We start from the raw sequence: 16,877 nt of genomic DNA on the forward strand, positions 1-16,877 counted from the left end.
ATGTCTCCAATTAACGGATAAAGTCAGTACGTGGTTGATTAACATAGAGCTTGAACTCATCAATCGAGCCATAGCTTTGTAGTAAGGTTGCTAAAGATAAAATATATTTATAAGCATTGATTGCCATTTCACTTCTCAATGCGTTCAATGCATTTTGTGCATCTATGACTTGGGTTGCAGTTCCCATACCTTCTTTAAAGGAAAGTTGTTGAATACGCAGATTCTCTTGTGCCGCTTTGGTGTTTTGTGTCAATAGTTGGTGGCTGGTTTGCGATGCATTTAATTCGCTATAGGATTTGTAGAGCACATTTTCAACTTCTTGTTTGGTACGTTCGGTCATGAGTTCTGCCGCATAACGTTTGAGTTCAGCTGCACGTACATTTTTGTTTTTATCCACGCCTGAGAATAAATTATATTTTGCCATGACACCAATGATCCAGTTTTCTTTCTCATCTAGTCCGTATTCACCAAAAGCAAATACACTTGGTTTTTTTGCGGCTTGTTGGATTCGGACATTTTCATTGGCAAGCTGAGTATCCATTTGCAGTTTTTTGATGAGGCTTGAATTCTCGTCGTAGTTTGCAAGTAACTTATCTAAGGAATGATTGTGATCATTATTCACAAATAGGGGCGTGCTCAGACTTAATGATGCTTTGGTTTGCAACAAATTTTGTAAGCTAAACTCACTGGCTTTTAAATTCGACTGTGCATTTTGATAGGTGCGTTGTGCATTATTACGAGCAACTTCAAACTGCATGCGTTGTCCTTTATTAATAAAACCCTGCTTTTCCAATTTCAATGCATTGTCATAATGTTCTTGCATAGCATTTAGATTGAATAAACTGGCATTTAATAATTGTTGTTGTAATTGCACATTAAAATACGCTTGGATCATTTCGAAACGTTGAGAATCTTGTTGTTGTTTCTCGCTAATATCAGAACGTTTGGACTGGATACTGGCAATTTGTTTGGCGCTACTAATTTTTCCACCCGTGTAAAGTGGCATGACCATAGAGACAGATGTTCTCACATCATGATCTTTAATGGTGACATCTAAATTATTGGGTACTTTATTTAATCCATCATTTACGGTCTGGTCAAAACCTTGGCTGATTTGGTCGATCACTTCTGGTGGGAAAACATTTTCCCATTGATATAATTTGTCATCAAAACCGCGTGTGAGTGAATTTTCTAATCGACGTTTACTCGACTCCAAAGGAACACTCGTTTCACTATGAAAAGAATAAGCACGCGCATTTAAATCAATGCGGGGGAGTCCTAAATGTTTGACAGCCTCCATTTCTAAACGAGATGCTTGTTGAAGTGCTTGCTGAGCTTGGGTTGAATAAGCATTTTCGACGACAAATTTCTCTGCTTCGCTATAGCTGAGTGTTTGAGCAAATGTAGATGTAGAAAATAAAGCATAGCTGATTAGACTAATACAGACGCTTAGCTGCTTTGGAAACCGTGTGACCTTAAAACTCGGTCGATTATGTCGTTTCAACATTATGGTATGTCGCACTTTAATAATATCCTGAGTGAGTCTAAATTCTTTTTATAAAATTGAAATAATATGTTTTTAATTAAATAGTTATATTGCTCATGTTGATGTATCAAAATTGTAAAAAGTAGAGTTTTTAATCTAAATATATTTTCCAAAAATTAGATAATTTGCTCATAAACAAATAGAAACGGTTGTTGTTAAAATCAGTCAAATACCCAAAGATGATTGAAATATTTATTGGATAAGCTGCTGCAAGCTACGTCAATCTGTGCTTAAATTCCTATCTCAATTTGTTTCACTTTGACAAGGGAAAATTCATGCGTGCTTATAATTTCTGCGCTGGTCCTGCTGCATTACCTACTGCTGTTTTAGAAAAAGCTCAACAAGAAATGTTGGATTGGCAGGGTAAGGGGCTGTCGATCATGGAAATGAGTCATCGTAGCAATGATTATGTTGCTGTTGCGGAAAAAGCTGAAGCTGATTTACGCAAGCTCATGAATATTCCTGAGAACTATAAAGTGTTGTTCTTACAAGGTGGCGCATCTCTCCAATTCTCTGCGATTCCACTCAATTTGTTGGGTAAAAATAGCAAGGCTGATTATATCCATACTGGGATTTGGTCTGAGAAGGCATTAAAAGAAGCAAAGCGCTACGGTGATGTAAATGTTGTAGATGCGGCTACTTTGATTGATGGCAAACATGCAATCACAGAACAAAGTACTTGGAATCTTTCAAATGATGCAGCGTATATACATTATGCTGATAACGAAACCATTGGTGGTTTACAATTCGCAAATGTTCCAGATGTAAAAACGCCGTTGGTTTGTGATTATTCTTCTAGCATTTTATCTGCACCTGTAGATGTAAATAAATTTGGACTTATTTATGCAGGTGCACAAAAGAATATTGGTCCTGCTGGATTAACAATTGTGATTATCCGCGATGATTTGCTGGATCAAACAAAACCAGAAATTCCAAGTATTCTTAAATATGCAGATCAAGCGAAGAATGGTTCGATGGTAAATACACCTGCAACATATGCTTGGTATTTGTCTGGTTTGGTTTTTGAATGGTTGCTCGAACAAGGTGGCGTAGAGGCGATTCATAAAGTGAATCAAGAAAAAGCAAAACTCCTCTACGGTTATATCGATGCTAGCGATTTCTATAACAACCCGATTGCAGTTGCAAATCGTTCAATGATGAATGTTCCTTTCACATTGGCAGATGAGGCACTGGAAAAAACTTTCTTGAAAGAAGCTGAAGCAAATCATTTGCTTAACTTAGCAGGGCACCGTTCGGTAGGTGGTATGCGTGCAAGTATTTACAATGCAGTCCCGTTAGAGGGCGTGCAGGCACTTGTTAACTTTATGGATGAGTTTACGAAGCGTCATGGTTAAGCAATAAATCATCGCTAAAATAAAAGCCCTCAAAGTTATTTGAGGGCTTTTACTATTTTGAATAATGAATATGGTCAAAAATTAAAACAAGCCAACTTGATGAAAAATAAGTGCTGCTAAAAACATACCGAGTAGAAAGAAGCAATAAGCACCAACATCAAGTTTAAGACCTTGATCACTTGAATGAATAAGACTGGTGGTCGTTTGTTCTGGTATAATTTTCATTAGAACGCCTAAAATGCCATTTATGTGATTTTTTGTCACTTTAAAGCATTTTTAGCATAAATATTGGCCTGAATCCATAGGTTGCCACGAATATATTCGCCAATGTTAAAGTTTTTATACAAATCATTTTTAGTTGCGATGCGAATAAGGATTGCAGGTAAATCATCTTCTAAAACTAAAGTGACATCATAAAGCGTATATTCATCTTGCATAAACTGCGTTGTGGTTTTACCCACGATATTACCTTGGAACCAAGCTTCATCTTCTTGACCTAATGTTTCGCCAAATAAATAGGCAACCATTTTAGAAAAGTCGACAGTTACAGGTTCTTGATCTTCTGGTGTTTTTGGTTCCCACTCATTAATAAGCTCCTGTAAGTTTTCAGGTGCAATCCCATTATGTTCTGCAAGAATTGCATTTAATGCTCGGTGGTGTTTAATTGAAGCTGGGTCATCAACAATGATTTTCTCATCTTTGGAAACTGTTTCTAGTTCATATGCCCAAGCATTAAATTGAACTTGATAACTTTGGTTTTTGTCATATTGACAACGATTTACACTAAACAAATTATCAAATGCATAAATCACCGTATTTTTATTTAAGTTCAAACGTAATACCGCTTGAGTTGCAGAATCACAGGTAATAATTCGTTCAATCTGTGCTTCATATTTATATGGACTTTCAAAACTCGGAAATGCTGTTTTTAAGGCGCGAGGTTTTTGATCTTCTACTGCGATGATTTGATTAATTGAAATGTTCTGATTACTTGGTCCACGAATCAACCAAAATGATTGATCCATTTCCTGTTCATTTTCACACAGTCCCATCGGCATGACAGGTGCATCCAACGCCAATCCTAACCATTTGGGAACATCAGTTTCGGGGGTATCTGTTAACAGATTCCAATGCTCAGCATGATTACCGAAATTTTGATCTTGAATTGTAATGGTTTCTGGACTGTTTTGATTTTTCATAAAGCACGATGCAAAAAGATTGAACTTAATCTATTTAATCGAGGGTAACTACCATATTTCAAGTCTGGATATGTAATTCTACGAAAATTAATTGGTTTTTATTTTAATGGCCCAAAACGGTGAAACCCTAGGATTAGCCTATCATCTTAACTCTACTTTTCTTGTAATCTGCTAAACTATATTTTTATTCTTGAGAGCGCTTGCCAACGTGCTGCCATTTAAACTGTGGGTAGATGCGGATGCTTTACCAAAAATCTTACGTGAAGTAATTTTACGTGCCTCGGACCGTTATCAACTCGAAGTCACTTTTGTTGCCAATCAAAATGTAGGGATTACACCTTCGATCCGTATTAAATCAATTCAAGTGATGAGTGGGGCAGATCGCGCTGATCAAGAAATTGTAGATCGTATGCAAGAGCATGACATTGTCATTACACAAGATATTCCGCTTGCAGCTCAAGTGATTGAAAAGGGTGGAATTGCAATTCACCCTCGAGGTGAGATCTATACCACTGCCAATGTCAAAGCTCGATTACATTTACGTGATTTTATGGATACTTTGCGCGGTGCAGGTGTACAAACGGGAGGCCCTCCACCAATTTCAGAGCGAGATAAACGCGAATTTTCGAGTGCTTTAGACCAAACAATCCTAAAACAAAAACGTAAAACCGCTGGTTGAGCACGTTATGCCATCTCGACTTAATTTAATGCTGACCTATGGGCTACTCGTCTTTATTTGGGCTTCAACACCATTAGCAATCGTCTGGAGTGTGTCTGATCTACATCCAATGTGGGCATTACTGTTACGTTTTTTGATTGCATTACCCTTGGCAATTACGGTGCTACTTTGTTTAAGGGTAAAGTTTCCAATGCATAAGTTGGCGTGGTTGAGCTATATCGCTGGGTCACTCAGTTTAATTGGTTCGCAAGTTTTTACTTATGCAGCTACGGCTTATTTAAGTTCAGGTCTAATTGCATTGATGTTTGGTCTAGCACCGATTATGGCAGGTTTAATTGGACGATTTGGCTTTCAACAAAAATTAGCAACTCTACAATGGGTGGGGATGGGGACGTCAATTATTGGGTTAACGATGATCTGTCTGAGTGGGAATCAAAAACATGTACAACCCCTTGGAATTTTATTGATGTTACTCAGTGTTTTTTCTTATTCGCTCTCTATCTTTTGGGTGAAAAAGATCAATGCCATTGTACAACCCATGGCACAAGCAACAGGTTCGATTTTAGTTTCGACATTTTTTGCCTTGTTATTATTGCCTTGGATCTGGCAATTCGCACCAACTCAGATTCCCTCAGCAAAATCGTTATTGGCATTGACCTATACGGTAATCATGGCTTCGTTGATTGCAATGTTTTGTTATTTTAAGCTGGTTCAAAACTTACAAGCGACCACATTATCTTTAACGACTGTTATGACGCCGATGCTCGCAATTCTGATAGGCGCTTATCTTAATCAGGAACAATTGTCAGCCCAAGTCTTTATCGGTGCCAGTATTATTTTATTTGGCTTATTGCTTTATTTTTATAAAGATTTAAGCACCCATCGACGATTAAGAGTTTGAAATTAATGGCTTGAATTAAGTGTTGATTTCATCTTGTTGTGCTTGCTTAATACTTGCCGCAAGTTTTGCACGGTCTTGAGGATTTAAAGTAATAAAATACGCGCCAATACGGAATTTACCTTGCTCATCTGCTGTACTATGAGCAACTTGTGCGGTCGCAGCGATATGAAAATAGTTTTCAGGATGACTCAAAGTAATATGAATATAAGTTCCTTCGTTAATATCCTGAGCGCTGCAGAAACTTAAACCATTTTCCGAAAAATTGACTTGTTCTGGTACAGACAATTGAGATTGTACGATATTGTCGTAAAAAGAGCCTGTAATCAGATTTAGTTTTTGGTTAAAAAGGGATAAGATGCGAGCAATTTGTTGATCTTTTTCATTTAATTGTTCTAATTCGTAGCGAAATGCATGATCAAATTGATCTAATTCAGCAAGTAGTAGAAAATAGCGCGGTAATACAAAATGAGAGTCATAAGGATCATTCAGTGCGACATCATCTGGAATGATTTGATAGTTGATTCTCAACACAGCATCAATACGAGACATCACACGACGTTCGGTGTTGTCGTCAACAAGATGATGTTGTGCATTTTCCATAATAAATCACCTCGGACTAGATGGTATGTTTAAGCCAATCTCGCTGTATATAGGGTTGAGATACACTCGTGCTCGGCGGAGTAATCATTTTATTTCTTTTATCGCCTTGGTTTCCATGATTGGTTTAACTCTAGGCGTCGCTGTTCTCATTACAGTTTTATCTGTTATGAATGGTTTTGATCGAGAATTAAAAACTCGTGTCCTCGGAATGGTACCACAAGCTACTGTTTCTTCTACTCAAATTTTAACAGATTGGCCAGAACTTGCAAAAAAAGTTGAGAGTCATCCACATGTCACTGGTGTAGCGCCTTTTACTCAATTGCAGGGGATGTTGACTGCTCATGGGCAGGTTGCGGGGATTATGGTCACGGGCATTGAACCTGAATATGAAAAACAGGTTTCAATCATCCAAGACCATATGGTGACAGGTAATCTAAATGCCTTACAAAAAGGCGAGTTTGGTATTGTTCTTGGAAAGGACATGACGGATGCACTGGGTTTGGGGCTAAATGACAATGTCACTTTGGTTCTGCCAGAGGCAACACCATCACCAGCAGGTGTAGTACCACGTTTTAAACGTTTCAAGATTGTCGGTATTTTTAGTGTGGGTGCAGAAGTAGACTCAATGGTGGGTTACATTGCGTTGAATGATGCTTCAACCTTATTACGGTTACCAGATGGTGCACAGGGTATTCGTTTAAAGTTAGACAATATTTTTGCAGCGCCTAAAGTGGCAAATGAAATTGTAAGTGAATTGCCGAGCAATTTTTACGCATCAAACTGGACATATACCCACGGTAATCTATTCAATGCGATTCAAATGGAAAAGACATTGGTCGGTCTACTTCTATTTCTGATTATTGTTGTGGCTGCATTTAATATCGTTTCATCATTGGTGATGGTGGTTACTGATAAAAAATCAGATATCGCTATTCTAAGAACGCTAGGTGCTTCGCCGTCCATGATCACTAAAATTTTCATGGTGCAGGGTACGGTGATCGGTGTTATTGGAACGATCGCAGGGACAATTTTAGGGGTTACTTTAGCACTGACAATCAGCGACATCATCTCTTGGTTTAATACCGTTTTAGGGCTAAATCTATTTGATGCATATTTTGTTCATTACTTACCTTCATATCTCAGATGGCAAGATGTGGTTGTGATCGTGATTGTGTCTCTGTTATTAAGTTTCTTGGCAACGATTTATCCTGCATTACGTGCAGCCAAAGTTCAACCTGCTGAGGCACTGCGCTATGAGTAAGATTGTTTTAGAAGCTAAAGAAATTTATAAGCATTTTGATGATGGCAAAAGTAAAGTTGAAGTCATCAAAGGTTTATCGCTTCAAGTGAATGCGGGTGAGTTTGTCTCAATTGTTGGAGCGAGTGGTTCTGGTAAGAGCACTTTATTACATGTATTAGGTGGCTTAGAGCAACCTTCACAAGGTCAAGTGTTCTTGCAAGGACAGCGTTTTGATAATTTGGGTGAAGCTGACCGTGGTTTCAAGCGAAATCAATATTTAGGTTTTGTTTATCAGTTCCATCATTTGTTACCTGAGTTTTCAGCTTTAGAAAATGTAGCGATGCCGTTGATGTTCCGTGGCGATGTGCAATATAAGTCTGCTAAAGCTCAAGCTGAGTACTTATTGGACCGCGTGGGTTTGTCACATCGTATGGACCACAAGCCTGGTGAGTTATCTGGCGGTGAGCGTCAACGCGTAGCACTTGCTCGTGCCTTGGTAACTAAGCCTGCTGTTGTACTTGCGGATGAACCGACAGGTAATCTGGATCGGAAAACGGCACTGAGTGTTTTTGAATTATTGACGGATTTGAAAAATGAACTCAACATGGCGATGTTAATTGTGACCCATGATGAGCAATTGGCTCAATCGGCAGATTCAATTTTACATATGCAAGATGGTTTATGGATTGAACAATCGTAAATTATTGACTTAAGCTCTTGTTAAAGCCCTGAAAAAGGGCTTTAATTTTGCCCATAGAAAAACAAAATTAAACTTATCATTGATGTTAAAAATTATTTTATTGGGGTGGGTAGCGGGCGTCGCACTCATGGGAATTAATATTCCTATTATTACAACCACATGGTGGTTTTGGTTGATTATTGCGATTGCAATCTTTGGTTTTGGATTTTATTGGAAAAAACAGTATTTTCATCATCCTGCTTACAAAGCCTTGCTTTTAATCAGCACGACTTGGGCATTATTTTGCGCAGGCTATCATTACGCTGATATTCAATTACAACAACGACTTATTTTTAAAGAGCAAAGTATTGAACCATTTGAAGCCATTGTCTATGTGAAAAAGATCAGTGAACTCAATGAAAATGGTGAGAAACAGATTGCCGAGGTTTTAAATCGACATGTGCAAAGTGTGGATTGGTTTCTTCATTTAAGCAAAGAGAAGGATGCAGCTAAGGTAACACCAGAATTTAAATTGGGACATTATTATCGTATATCTGGTCAGATACGACCTGCCCATAGTTATGCTGTTCCTGGTGCATTCGATCTGGAAAAATGGTTTTTACAACAAAATGTGCAGTCAGGATTTTCTGTGAGAAATATCCAGCCCATCCATGAAGATGAGCTGTATGATCTTGGGTATTATCGTCATTTGCAGCAACAACAATCTTACTGGGCTAAATGTTTATTAGCTGTTGAAAAAAAGCGTCTCGCTTTTCGACAAATGCTACAGGCTTCAACATTTCAACACAAAGGTTTGTTATTGGCTTTACTCACTGGCGATGAAAGCCTGTTATCTGATGATGTAAAACAACAATTTCAACAACTTGGAATTTCTCATCTATTGGCAATTTCTGGACCACATGTGTTGGTATTTGCATTGATGCTGACGTGGTTATTACAAAAATTGATTCAACACTACTGTCCAAACATTTATTTGAAATATCCTCGACAATTATTGTTATTAATTCCTTTCATATTTAGTGTTTTGCTATATGTGGCATTTGTTGGTTTTGAGATTCCAGCAATGAGGACCTTACTAACCGTCAGTATTGTAAGTATTTTTATGTGCTTGAGACAGTCGATTCAAGCATTTAGTGTGTTGGTTTACAGTGCGAGCTTATTATTAGTTTTAGATCCATTTAGCATTTTATCTGCTGCGTTTTGGTTATCTTATGGTGCTTGTTTTATTCTGCTAAGAATTTATCAAACCATTCTACAGTTACCACAAAATGTAAATTTAACATTCAAGCAAAAATTTATCTGGGGTGGACACCTTCTGATTGAATCGCAATGGAAAATATTTGTCGCTTTATTGCCTTTGGTTTTAATTTTCTTTCAGCAAGTTTCATGGTTCGCGCCCTTAACCAATCTTATTGCAATTCCCTTGTTAAGTGTTTGTATTGTCCCTTTAGATATTCTTGCGGCATGTATTTGGTTAATCATTCCTATATTGGGGCAATGGTTATTTCAAATGAACGATGTGCTTTTGTCTTTTTTAATGCTGATTCTAAATGTACTCCAATCGATTTCCCCTCATTTGTATGGGATAAGTTTTACTCCTTGGATGATGTTAAGTGTAATCCTTGGTATGTTTCTTTTGTTTTTGCCTAGAGGTGTTATTCCAAAATTTTGGGCGGGGGTTTGTTTTCTACCGATATTATGGGGTGTAAAAGCTCAATCAGAGGCATTGCATATATTGGATGTTGGTCAAGGACAAGCAATCCTAGTACAACATTCAAGAGGTAATATCTTGATTGATACTGGTGGATCATTTGATGAAGCTAAATTCAGTATGGGGGAGCGAGTGGTTATTCCTTTTCTACGTCAACAGGGAATTCGGCGACTTGAACATGTAGTATTAACACATTTGGATCAAGACCATAGTGGGGCATTTACGTCGATTCAAAATCGTTTTGAAATTGATCTGGTTCAATCAAATGAAAAGCATGAAAAAATGCAATTTAAAGAAAATTTTTCATTTTGCCACCAAGGGCAAAAATGGTCATTTCCCAATATGACCATCCAAATTTTATTTCCCCAACCCCACGAATTGAGCTATGCGAAAGATCAGAAAAATGAATATTCTTGTGTGCTCTATGTGCAATTTTTAGATGCTCAGCCTTATCAGAACTTTTTGATTATGGGGGATGCAGGATGGGAAACGGAATATAAATTGCTACAACAATATCCAGATTTAAAAGTGGATGTGTTAATTCTTGGTCATCATGGGAGTAAGCATAGCTCTGCTTACGAATTTTTGGAAACCCTCAAGCCCCAACTTACAATTGCTTCGGCGGGGTTTAATAATCGTTACGGTCATCCCAGCCAGCAGGTCTTAAATCGATTGCAGCACTTAAATATTCCCATATTAAATACCGCTGATACAGGCACGATCAGTTTTATGATTAATAATCAGGATGGGGTGCTGCTACAACATCGACAGCAAAGAAAATGGTTATCCAAAAATAGCCTAAGTAATTGATGCTTGTTGAGTTGAATGACGAACTTCTGCCACTTTTATTAAAGCTTCATTTTCATCTATATCATAAATTCTTTTTAATTCTTTGTTTGCACTAAAACGTTTATAACTCCAGTGATAATGTTCAGGGTGGCGTTTGATTAATTGTTCCAAAGTTTGATGGATAATCAATGTTCCGTCTTCGGCACTACCTTGGTAAATTTGAGGATTAATGGGTTCGATAAACATGTCAAAGCCAGCTTGTTCGTTTCGCATGGTATAAATGAGTAGTGCCTTTGCTTTCGTTTTTTGAATTAATTTTGCACTCAAACTACTTGAGGCGAGGGGAATGCCAAAATAATTGATCATCTCTCCGCCATGATCAGGCGTGTGGTCGGGCAGGATTGCAGTTGTACCACCTTGTTTTAATGCTTTAAATATCTGGCGGACACCACTTTCATCAGTTGGGACAAGATGAGCCTGTTCACGACTACGTGCTTCTCTCACAAAACGATCTGCATCAGGATTTTTAACAGGTTTGTAGAGAATCGTCATTTGTGTGTATTGAGAAAGCCAAGCATTCATCACTTCCCATGTGCCAAAATGGGGTACCACGAGCACAACCCCTTTTTTTTCAGCCAACGCCTCATGTAAATATTGCTCACCATAAACATTTTGAATGCGTTGAATATTTTTCTGATTGGAAGCTCCCCAAATGCTTAAAAACTCAAAGTATGAAGTTAATTCATTTTGAATTGCTTTTCTGGTCAACTGTTGTCTTTGTTGTTGATCCATCTCAGGAAATGCAATTTGTATATTCAACCCAATAATTTTCGATAGCTTGGAAAGTTGTAAACTCGTGAGTAATCCAGCAAGCATACGCGCAAAGAAACGTCCTAATTGAATCGGTTGACGACTCAAAAGTTTGATTAGACGGTAACTGGTGTTGCTAGATTTTGATTGAGTCATGAATTTAAAATGTGAAAAATTACAAAGGGAAATTATAAGGTAAAAAATAATTATAAGTTAAGATAAGTTATTTAAACAGTTTTGCCCAGATCAGCGTATATAATAAAGCCACTTTAAAATATATTGGATTGGAGTCTTATGTCCGATTGGCCACCAAAACCACAAAATGAACCAACAAATCCTAATAATGTGACAGGCAAAGAATGGCAGATTTTAGAAAAGGCTGTGTTGGCTTCTGTCGAAGAGCAGCGTCGTAGTCGACGTTGGAGTATCTTTTTTAAATTCCTAGGTTTTGCATACTTACTTTTCGTGTTGATTGCAATGGGTAAGGGATGTTCAACATCTTCGACGAAAACAACCACGAATATCACAAGCGATCATTTGGCTGTAGTCGATATTATTGGAACAATCGATTCTTCTAGTGGTGCATCTACTGTTAATAGTGAAGATACAAATAAGGCGCTTAAACGTGCATTTGAGTCAAGCGGCAGCAAAGCGGTTGCATTAAATATCAACTCTCCAGGTGGCTCTCCTGTCCAATCTGACGAAATTTGGCAAGAAATCCGTTACCTGAAGAAGCAACATCCTGATAAAAAGGTTTATGCTGTGATTGGTGATATGGGCGCATCGGGTGCTTATTATATTGCTTCAGCAGCAGATGAGATCATTGTAAATCCATCGAGTTTAGTGGGATCAATCGGTGTCATTATGCCAAATTATGGCTTGAGTGGGTTGGCTCAAAAACTTGGAATAGAGGACCGTACCTTAACTTCAGGTAGCAATAAAGATATTTTGAGTATGACTAAACCTCTCGATCCAGCCCAAAAACAACATGTGCAATCTGTACTGGACAATGTGCATGCTCATTTTATTAATGCAGTTAAAGAAGGGCGTGGCAAGCGTTTGAAATCAAATGATCCTGCGATTTTTTCAGGTCTATTTTGGACAGGTGAACAGGCAGTTGCTTTAGGTGTTGCAGACCGTAACGGTAGTATGACGACATTAATGCGTGATCTCAATGTGAGCCAAAAAGTTGATTATACTGTTCAGCGCAATCCATTCGAGTCTATTTTAGGGCGCATGGGTGCAAAGATTGGTGAGGGAATTAGTAGTTCACTCGCAGATCAACTACAGACTCAACAAAACGCAAAAATACAATAATTTATTTAAAAATGTTTTAAATTCAGGGATGTAATTATTTGCAGCCCTGAATTTTATAAAAAATAACTACTCAGTTCTTCCTTTTCAGTTGCTAGACTGTTTAAGTGGAAGATAATTTATATCTCAGTAAACTTTAAAAGACTGTCATGAAACCTATTATTCATTTTGCCCATGCCAATGGTGTTCCCTCTAAAGTTTATCAAAAACTTTTTCAGCAATTGAAAGATCACTACGACATTATTTATGTTGCTGAGATTGGAACAGATAAGCGTTATCCAATAACAGATGGCTGGTCACATTTGGTAGACCAAGTAATTGATAGTGTTGTGCAACAAGCACAAGGGCGACAGGTGATTGGTTTAGGACATTCTTTAGGTTCGGTGCTGACATTGATGGCAGCTTATCGTCGTCCTGAGTTATTTTCTCAAGTGATTATGCTGGATCCACCTTTAATTATTGGTAAGGCTTCTTTTGTTTTTCATCTGGCTAAAATTTTTAAGCCTAAACTAGTCGACAAGATCACTCCAGCAGGTCTATCGGCTCGCCGTCGAGATCATTGGGAGTCACGTGAACAAGCTGCCGAATTGCTTGGTTCAAGAGGTTTCTACCAACATTTTGATCCTGACTGTTTTCAAGCGTATATTGACTATGCATTAACCAATGATCCGCAAAGAGGTGGGGTGACATTGACGATTCCCAAAGCGGATGAAGTTGGATTATTTAGAACTACACCTTCGATGTGGTGGTTGCCGATGCCAAAACCGCCCGTTCCAGTCCATTTAGTGGTTGGTCGTGACAGTGTTTTCTTAAAAGAAAAATTTCCTCAAGTTGCACAAAAGAAATTAGGTATTCCTTTTTCAGTTGTCGAGGGTGGTCATATGTTCCCCTTAGAACATCCATTGGAAACGGTAGATAAGGTCAAAAGCTTAATTGTTAAGAGATAATGGACAGCATTAACCAGCAAATCGGAATTTGCTGGTTATGGTTAAATCACCATTGTGCAAACTGAATGGGTTGAGTTAATGGTTTTTGATTGAAGTAGGCTTGACCATTTTTCCAAGTTAACTGACCCGTACAAAACCATTGTACAACTTGAGGGTAAATGAAATGCTCAAGTTGGTGTACCCGTTGCGCTAAGCTTTCTACCGTGTCATTTAGACTGACTTGAATTGCAGATTGTGCAATGCTTTGACCAGCATCTAATTCTGCTGTTACAAAATGAACCGTACAACCATGCAAGCGATCTCCAGTATTTAACACACGTTGATGTGTATTAACACCTTTATAGAAAGGCAGCAGAGAAGGGTGGATATTTAACATTTTACCTTGCCATTTACTGACAAAGTTTGGTGTTAAAATCCGCATAAAACCTGCAAGTATGACTAAATCAACTTGCCATGCGATCAATTGTTGATGCATAGCTTCATCAAAGCTTTCTCTAGTTGGAAAGTCTTTATGTGAAATGACTGCGGTTGCAATATTGGCATCTTCGGCACGTTGTAATGCATAAGCATCAGCTTTGTTGGATAAGACACCAATGATTTGCCCTGACAGATTAGTATCTATCAGGGCTTGTAGGTTGCTACCGTTGCCAGAGACAAGGACCGCAATTCTCATTATGCAAAGATCACACGAATTTTTTCGTCAGCGCCTTCAACAGATTCAGCATTTTCTTGGATATGACCAATCTTCCAAGCTTTTTCACCTTGTGCATTTAAGACTTCAATTGCTTTATCTGCTTCACTAGGATCAACCGCAATGACCATACCAACGCCACAGTTAAATGTGCGATACATTTCGAAGCGTTCTACATTGCCTTCGCGTTGTAGTAATTGGAATAACTCAGACCATTCCCAGCTTGATTCATCAATGACAGCTTGTGCGCCATTAGGAAGAACGCGAGGAAGGTTACCTGGTAAACCACCACCTGTGATATGTGCCATTGCATGCACGTCAACTTGTTTGCACAGTTCTAAAACAGGTTTTACATAAATGCGCGTTGGTTCCATTGCAACATCAGCGAGTGGGCGACCATCAACGATTTGAGTTAAATCTACATTCTTAACATCTAAAATTTTGCGTAGTAATGAATAACCATTTGAGTGAGCACCACTTGATGCTACACCGATCAAAACATCACCGGCTTTGACTTTAGTGCCGTCAATGATCTTACTTTGTTCAACGACACCTACTGCGAAACCAGCAAGGTCGTAATCTTCACCTTCATACATACCCGGCATTTCAGCAGTTTCACCACCGACCAGTGCGCAACCAGCAAGCTCACAACCTTTACCGATACCCGTTACAACGTTTGCTGCAACATCTACATTCAAATGTCCAGTTGCATAGTAATCTAAGAAGAATAAAGGTTCTGCACCACAAACCAGTAAATCGTTTACACACATTGCGACAAGATCTTGTCCAATTGTGTCATGACGATTGAGATTGAGGGCTAAGCGTAATTTTGTACCTACGCCGTCAGTTCCTGAAACCAATACAGGCTCTTCATAACCTTTTGGAATTTTGCATAGTGCGCCAAAACCACCAAGACCGCCCATGACTTCAGGACGAGTGGTGCGTTTTGCGACAGATTTGATACGATCGACCAGTGCGTCGCCCGCTTCAATGTCGACGCCCGCATCTTTGTAGCTTAAACCAGTATTTGGGGTAGAAGTTGAGTTGCTCATAGTGAAGTCTCCGCATTGGCGGCAGATTATAACCTGAATATACGAAACTCTTATGTTATTTATGCTCGAAAATGCTATCTTTATTAAAAATTTTTTCCATTTATAACGATTACACGAACAAAGGTTAAATTTTATGCAAGATCTGGTACTCCGCCGTATCTTTATCCTCGCTGGGATCGCATTATTGCTTTGGGTGCTTTATCTACTCAAGCCGATTGTGATCCCGTTTGTTGGTGCGTTTTTGATTGCATATTTTTTTAGTCCACTGGTTGACGTCTTAGTGAAGATCAAGCTACCACGTTGGTTAGCGATTAGTGTGGTATTTATCGGTATTGGTGTGACACTAACCGTTGTTTTATGGTTCCTGGCTCCTCTTGTATGGAAACAATTGATTTATGCTCGGGATAGCATTCCAGCAGGTATTCATTGGGTAAATGCAACGTTTCTACCTTGGATGTCTGAAACTTTTGATTTGGTTCCAATGGAAATTGACACTGATCAAATCTCAAAAGTCGTGATGGAATATGTACAAACAAATTATAGCTCAGATAGCATTCAAACCTTTGCTCTACGTCTTGCACAATCAGGTCTAAATTTTATCCAAATTGGTGGGATTATTATTTTGATCCCGATTATTTCTTTCTATTTCCTTTTGGATTGGGAAAGAATGCTGCAAAGTTTACGTCGCTTGATTCCACGTCCATATGAAGCATCTACTTTAAAAATTATCCGCGAATGCCATAGTGTATTAGGTGCGTTTGTAAAAGGTCAGTTTTTAGTGATGCTTTTATTAGGGGTGATCTATGCTGTAGGACTGCAACTTATTGGCTTAGAAGTGGGGCTGATTATAGGGATGGTCGCAGGTCTGGCAAGTATCATTCCATATCTTGGTTTTGCCGTTGGGATTATTGCTGCAGTTATAGCAACTTTATTTCAGTTTGGACTAGATTGGACACAACTGCTTTTGGTTGGAGCTGTTTTTCTTGTTGGGCAAATGGTGGAAGGCTATATTCTTCAACCTTTCCTACTCGGAGATAAAATTGGTTTGTCTCCAGTTGCGGTAGTATTTGCTGTTTTAGCTGGTGCGCAACTCGCAGGTTTTCTTGGAATGTTGATCGCATTGCCTGTTGCAGCGGTGATTGTTGTATTACTCAGACATGCTCGAGACAATTATGAAAAAAGCAGATTCTATGGAATCCCCCAAGAAATGGTTGTCGTTGAAAGTACGCCACAACATGTCAGTGTTGAAACCGATCAAGTAGAGCTTGATCTTGAAATAAAAAACTCTCAAGATACAGAGACTTCTAATCTAAAAGATGACTCCAAGTAAGCGGGGAACAAAT

The 16,877-nt window shown here is 38.5% G+C and carries 16 protein-coding genes; 9 read left to right on the forward strand and 7 right to left on the reverse strand.

Annotated elements, in window-relative coordinates; all coding sequences use genetic code 11:
- Positions 1 to 10: 10 nt before the first annotated feature.
- Positions 11 to 1,507 (reverse strand): TolC family protein, encoded by a 1,497-nt coding sequence (locus DK207_RS09410; protein ID WP_109440952.1) that lies wholly within the window; start codon positions 1,505 to 1,507, stop codon positions 11 to 13.
- A gap of 314 nt (positions 1,508 to 1,821) precedes the next feature.
- Here DK207_RS09410 and serC point away from each other — a divergent pair, with 314 nt between their 5' ends.
- A complete protein-coding gene (gene serC, locus DK207_RS09415) occupies positions 1,822 to 2,901 on the forward strand; it encodes a 3-phosphoserine/phosphohydroxythreonine transaminase (RefSeq protein WP_109440953.1) in 1,080 nt (359 codons plus the stop codon).
- An 81-nt stretch (positions 2,902 to 2,982) separates the two neighbouring features.
- On the opposite strand, the gene DK207_RS15830 is transcribed toward serC, so the two are convergent.
- Entirely contained in the window at positions 2,983 to 3,126 is a 144-nt protein-coding gene (locus DK207_RS15830; RefSeq protein ID WP_004757630.1) for a hypothetical protein, read from the reverse strand.
- 35 nt (positions 3,127 to 3,161) lie between these two features.
- Positions 3,162 to 4,100: a hypothetical protein gene (locus DK207_RS09420; protein WP_109440954.1), complete on the reverse strand. Its 939-nt coding sequence runs from the start codon at positions 4,098 to 4,100 to the stop codon at positions 3,162 to 3,164.
- 208 nt (positions 4,101 to 4,308) lie between these two features.
- On the opposite strand from DK207_RS09420, the gene DK207_RS09425 reads away from it, so the two are divergent.
- Together DK207_RS09425 and DK207_RS09430 are read left to right on the forward strand one after the other, a co-directional pair.
- On the forward strand, positions 4,309 to 4,779 hold the full coding sequence (locus tag DK207_RS09425; RefSeq protein ID WP_109440955.1) for a YaiI/YqxD family protein: 471 nt from the start codon (positions 4,309 to 4,311) through the stop codon (positions 4,777 to 4,779).
- A gap of 7 nt (positions 4,780 to 4,786) precedes the next feature.
- A complete protein-coding gene (locus tag DK207_RS09430; protein WP_109440956.1) occupies positions 4,787 to 5,680 on the forward strand; it encodes a DMT family transporter in 894 nt (297 codons plus the stop codon).
- A 15-nt stretch (positions 5,681 to 5,695) separates the two neighbouring features.
- Here DK207_RS09430 and DK207_RS09435 read toward each other — a convergent pair whose 3' ends face one another.
- Positions 5,696 to 6,280 carry a PilZ domain-containing protein gene (locus tag DK207_RS09435; RefSeq protein WP_109440957.1) on the reverse strand — a complete coding sequence of 195 codons (585 nt, stop codon included), beginning with the start codon at positions 6,278 to 6,280 and terminating at the stop codon, positions 5,696 to 5,698.
- Positions 6,281 to 6,305: 25 nt separating this feature from the next.
- Between DK207_RS09435 and DK207_RS09440 the strand changes: the two genes are divergently transcribed.
- The 3 genes from DK207_RS09440 to DK207_RS09450 all read left to right on the forward strand — a co-directional run bounded on the left by DK207_RS09440 (position 6,306) and on the right by DK207_RS09450 (position 10,741).
- Positions 6,306 to 7,541 (forward strand): lipoprotein-releasing ABC transporter permease subunit, encoded by a 1,236-nt coding sequence (locus DK207_RS09440; RefSeq protein WP_109440958.1) that lies wholly within the window; start codon positions 6,306 to 6,308, stop codon positions 7,539 to 7,541.
- Positions 7,534 to 8,220 (forward strand): lipoprotein-releasing ABC transporter ATP-binding protein LolD, encoded by a 687-nt coding sequence (gene lolD, locus DK207_RS09445; protein ID WP_109440959.1) that lies wholly within the window; start codon positions 7,534 to 7,536, stop codon positions 8,218 to 8,220. The genes DK207_RS09440 and lolD overlap by 8 nt, the downstream gene beginning before the upstream one ends.
- Before the next feature lie 82 nt (positions 8,221 to 8,302).
- Positions 8,303 to 10,741 (forward strand): DNA internalization-related competence protein ComEC/Rec2, encoded by a 2,439-nt coding sequence (locus tag DK207_RS09450; RefSeq protein ID WP_109440960.1) that lies wholly within the window; start codon positions 8,303 to 8,305, stop codon positions 10,739 to 10,741.
- Here the strand turns inward: DK207_RS09450 and DK207_RS09455 are convergent.
- Positions 10,730 to 11,686: a lysophospholipid acyltransferase family protein gene (locus DK207_RS09455; protein ID WP_109440961.1), complete on the reverse strand. Its 957-nt coding sequence runs from the start codon at positions 11,684 to 11,686 to the stop codon at positions 10,730 to 10,732. The genes DK207_RS09450 and DK207_RS09455 overlap by 12 nt on opposite strands.
- A gap of 138 nt (positions 11,687 to 11,824) precedes the next feature.
- Between DK207_RS09455 and sppA the strand changes: the two genes are divergently transcribed.
- Together sppA and DK207_RS09465 are read left to right on the forward strand one after the other, a co-directional pair.
- A complete protein-coding gene (gene sppA / locus DK207_RS09460) occupies positions 11,825 to 12,847 on the forward strand; it encodes a signal peptide peptidase SppA (protein WP_109440962.1) in 1,023 nt (340 codons plus the stop codon).
- Positions 12,848 to 12,993: 146 nt separating this feature from the next.
- On the forward strand, positions 12,994 to 13,791 hold the full coding sequence (locus tag DK207_RS09465; RefSeq protein WP_109440963.1) for an alpha/beta fold hydrolase: 798 nt from the start codon (positions 12,994 to 12,996) through the stop codon (positions 13,789 to 13,791).
- 46 nt (positions 13,792 to 13,837) lie between these two features.
- Here the strand turns inward: DK207_RS09465 and purN are convergent, their stop codons facing one another.
- Both purN and purM read right to left on the reverse strand, forming a co-directional pair.
- Complete coding sequence (gene purN, locus DK207_RS09470) at positions 13,838 to 14,467, reverse strand: phosphoribosylglycinamide formyltransferase (protein WP_171261745.1); 630 nt, start codon at positions 14,465 to 14,467, stop codon at positions 13,838 to 13,840.
- The gene (gene purM, locus DK207_RS09475) at positions 14,464 to 15,534 is read right to left on the reverse strand and encodes a phosphoribosylformylglycinamidine cyclo-ligase (RefSeq protein ID WP_005089611.1); all 1,071 of its coding nucleotides are present in this window, start codon (positions 15,532 to 15,534) and stop codon (positions 14,464 to 14,466) included. The genes purN and purM overlap by 4 nt, the downstream gene beginning before the upstream one ends.
- A gap of 133 nt (positions 15,535 to 15,667) precedes the next feature.
- Between purM and cxpE the strand changes: the two genes are divergently transcribed.
- Positions 15,668 to 16,864 (forward strand): chloramphenicol efflux transporter CxpE, encoded by a 1,197-nt coding sequence (cxpE, locus tag DK207_RS09480; protein WP_075315128.1) that lies wholly within the window; start codon positions 15,668 to 15,670, stop codon positions 16,862 to 16,864.
- Positions 16,865 to 16,877: the final 13 nt, after the last annotated feature.

Source organism: Acinetobacter haemolyticus (assembly GCF_900406815.1).
GTDB classification, from domain to species: Bacteria; Pseudomonadota; Gammaproteobacteria; order Pseudomonadales; family Moraxellaceae; genus Acinetobacter; species Acinetobacter haemolyticus_A.

Bases quoted from the DNA above. Each gene is read 5' to 3' on its own strand.
- serC (WP_109440953.1), top strand. From the start codon at position 1,822: ATGCGTGCTTATAATTTCTGCGCTGGTCCTGCTGCATTACCTACTGCT.
- purM (WP_005089611.1), bottom strand. From the start codon at position 15,534: ATGAGCAACTCAACTTCTACCCCAAATACTGGTTTAAGCTACAAAGAT.
- DK207_RS09440 (WP_109440958.1), top strand. From the start codon at position 6,306: ATGTTTAAGCCAATCTCGCTGTATATAGGGTTGAGATACACTCGTGCT.
- sppA (WP_109440962.1), top strand. From the start codon at position 11,825: ATGTCCGATTGGCCACCAAAACCACAAAATGAACCAACAAATCCTAAT.
- DK207_RS09450 (WP_109440960.1), top strand. From the start codon at position 8,303: ATGTTAAAAATTATTTTATTGGGGTGGGTAGCGGGCGTCGCACTCATG.
- cxpE (WP_075315128.1), top strand. From the start codon at position 15,668: ATGCAAGATCTGGTACTCCGCCGTATCTTTATCCTCGCTGGGATCGCA.
- DK207_RS09435 (WP_109440957.1), bottom strand. From the start codon at position 6,280: ATGGAAAATGCACAACATCATCTTGTTGACGACAACACCGAACGTCGT.
- DK207_RS09410 (WP_109440952.1), bottom strand. From the start codon at position 1,507: ATGTTGAAACGACATAATCGACCGAGTTTTAAGGTCACACGGTTTCCA.
- DK207_RS09465 (WP_109440963.1), top strand. From the start codon at position 12,994: ATGAAACCTATTATTCATTTTGCCCATGCCAATGGTGTTCCCTCTAAA.
- DK207_RS09455 (WP_109440961.1), bottom strand. From the start codon at position 11,686: ATGACTCAATCAAAATCTAGCAACACCAGTTACCGTCTAATCAAACTT.
- DK207_RS09430 (WP_109440956.1), top strand. From the start codon at position 4,787: ATGCCATCTCGACTTAATTTAATGCTGACCTATGGGCTACTCGTCTTT.
- DK207_RS09420 (WP_109440954.1), bottom strand. From the start codon at position 4,100: ATGAAAAATCAAAACAGTCCAGAAACCATTACAATTCAAGATCAAAAT.
- lolD (WP_109440959.1), top strand. From the start codon at position 7,534: ATGAGTAAGATTGTTTTAGAAGCTAAAGAAATTTATAAGCATTTTGAT.
- DK207_RS15830 (WP_004757630.1), bottom strand. From the start codon at position 3,126: ATGAAAATTATACCAGAACAAACGACCACCAGTCTTATTCATTCAAGT.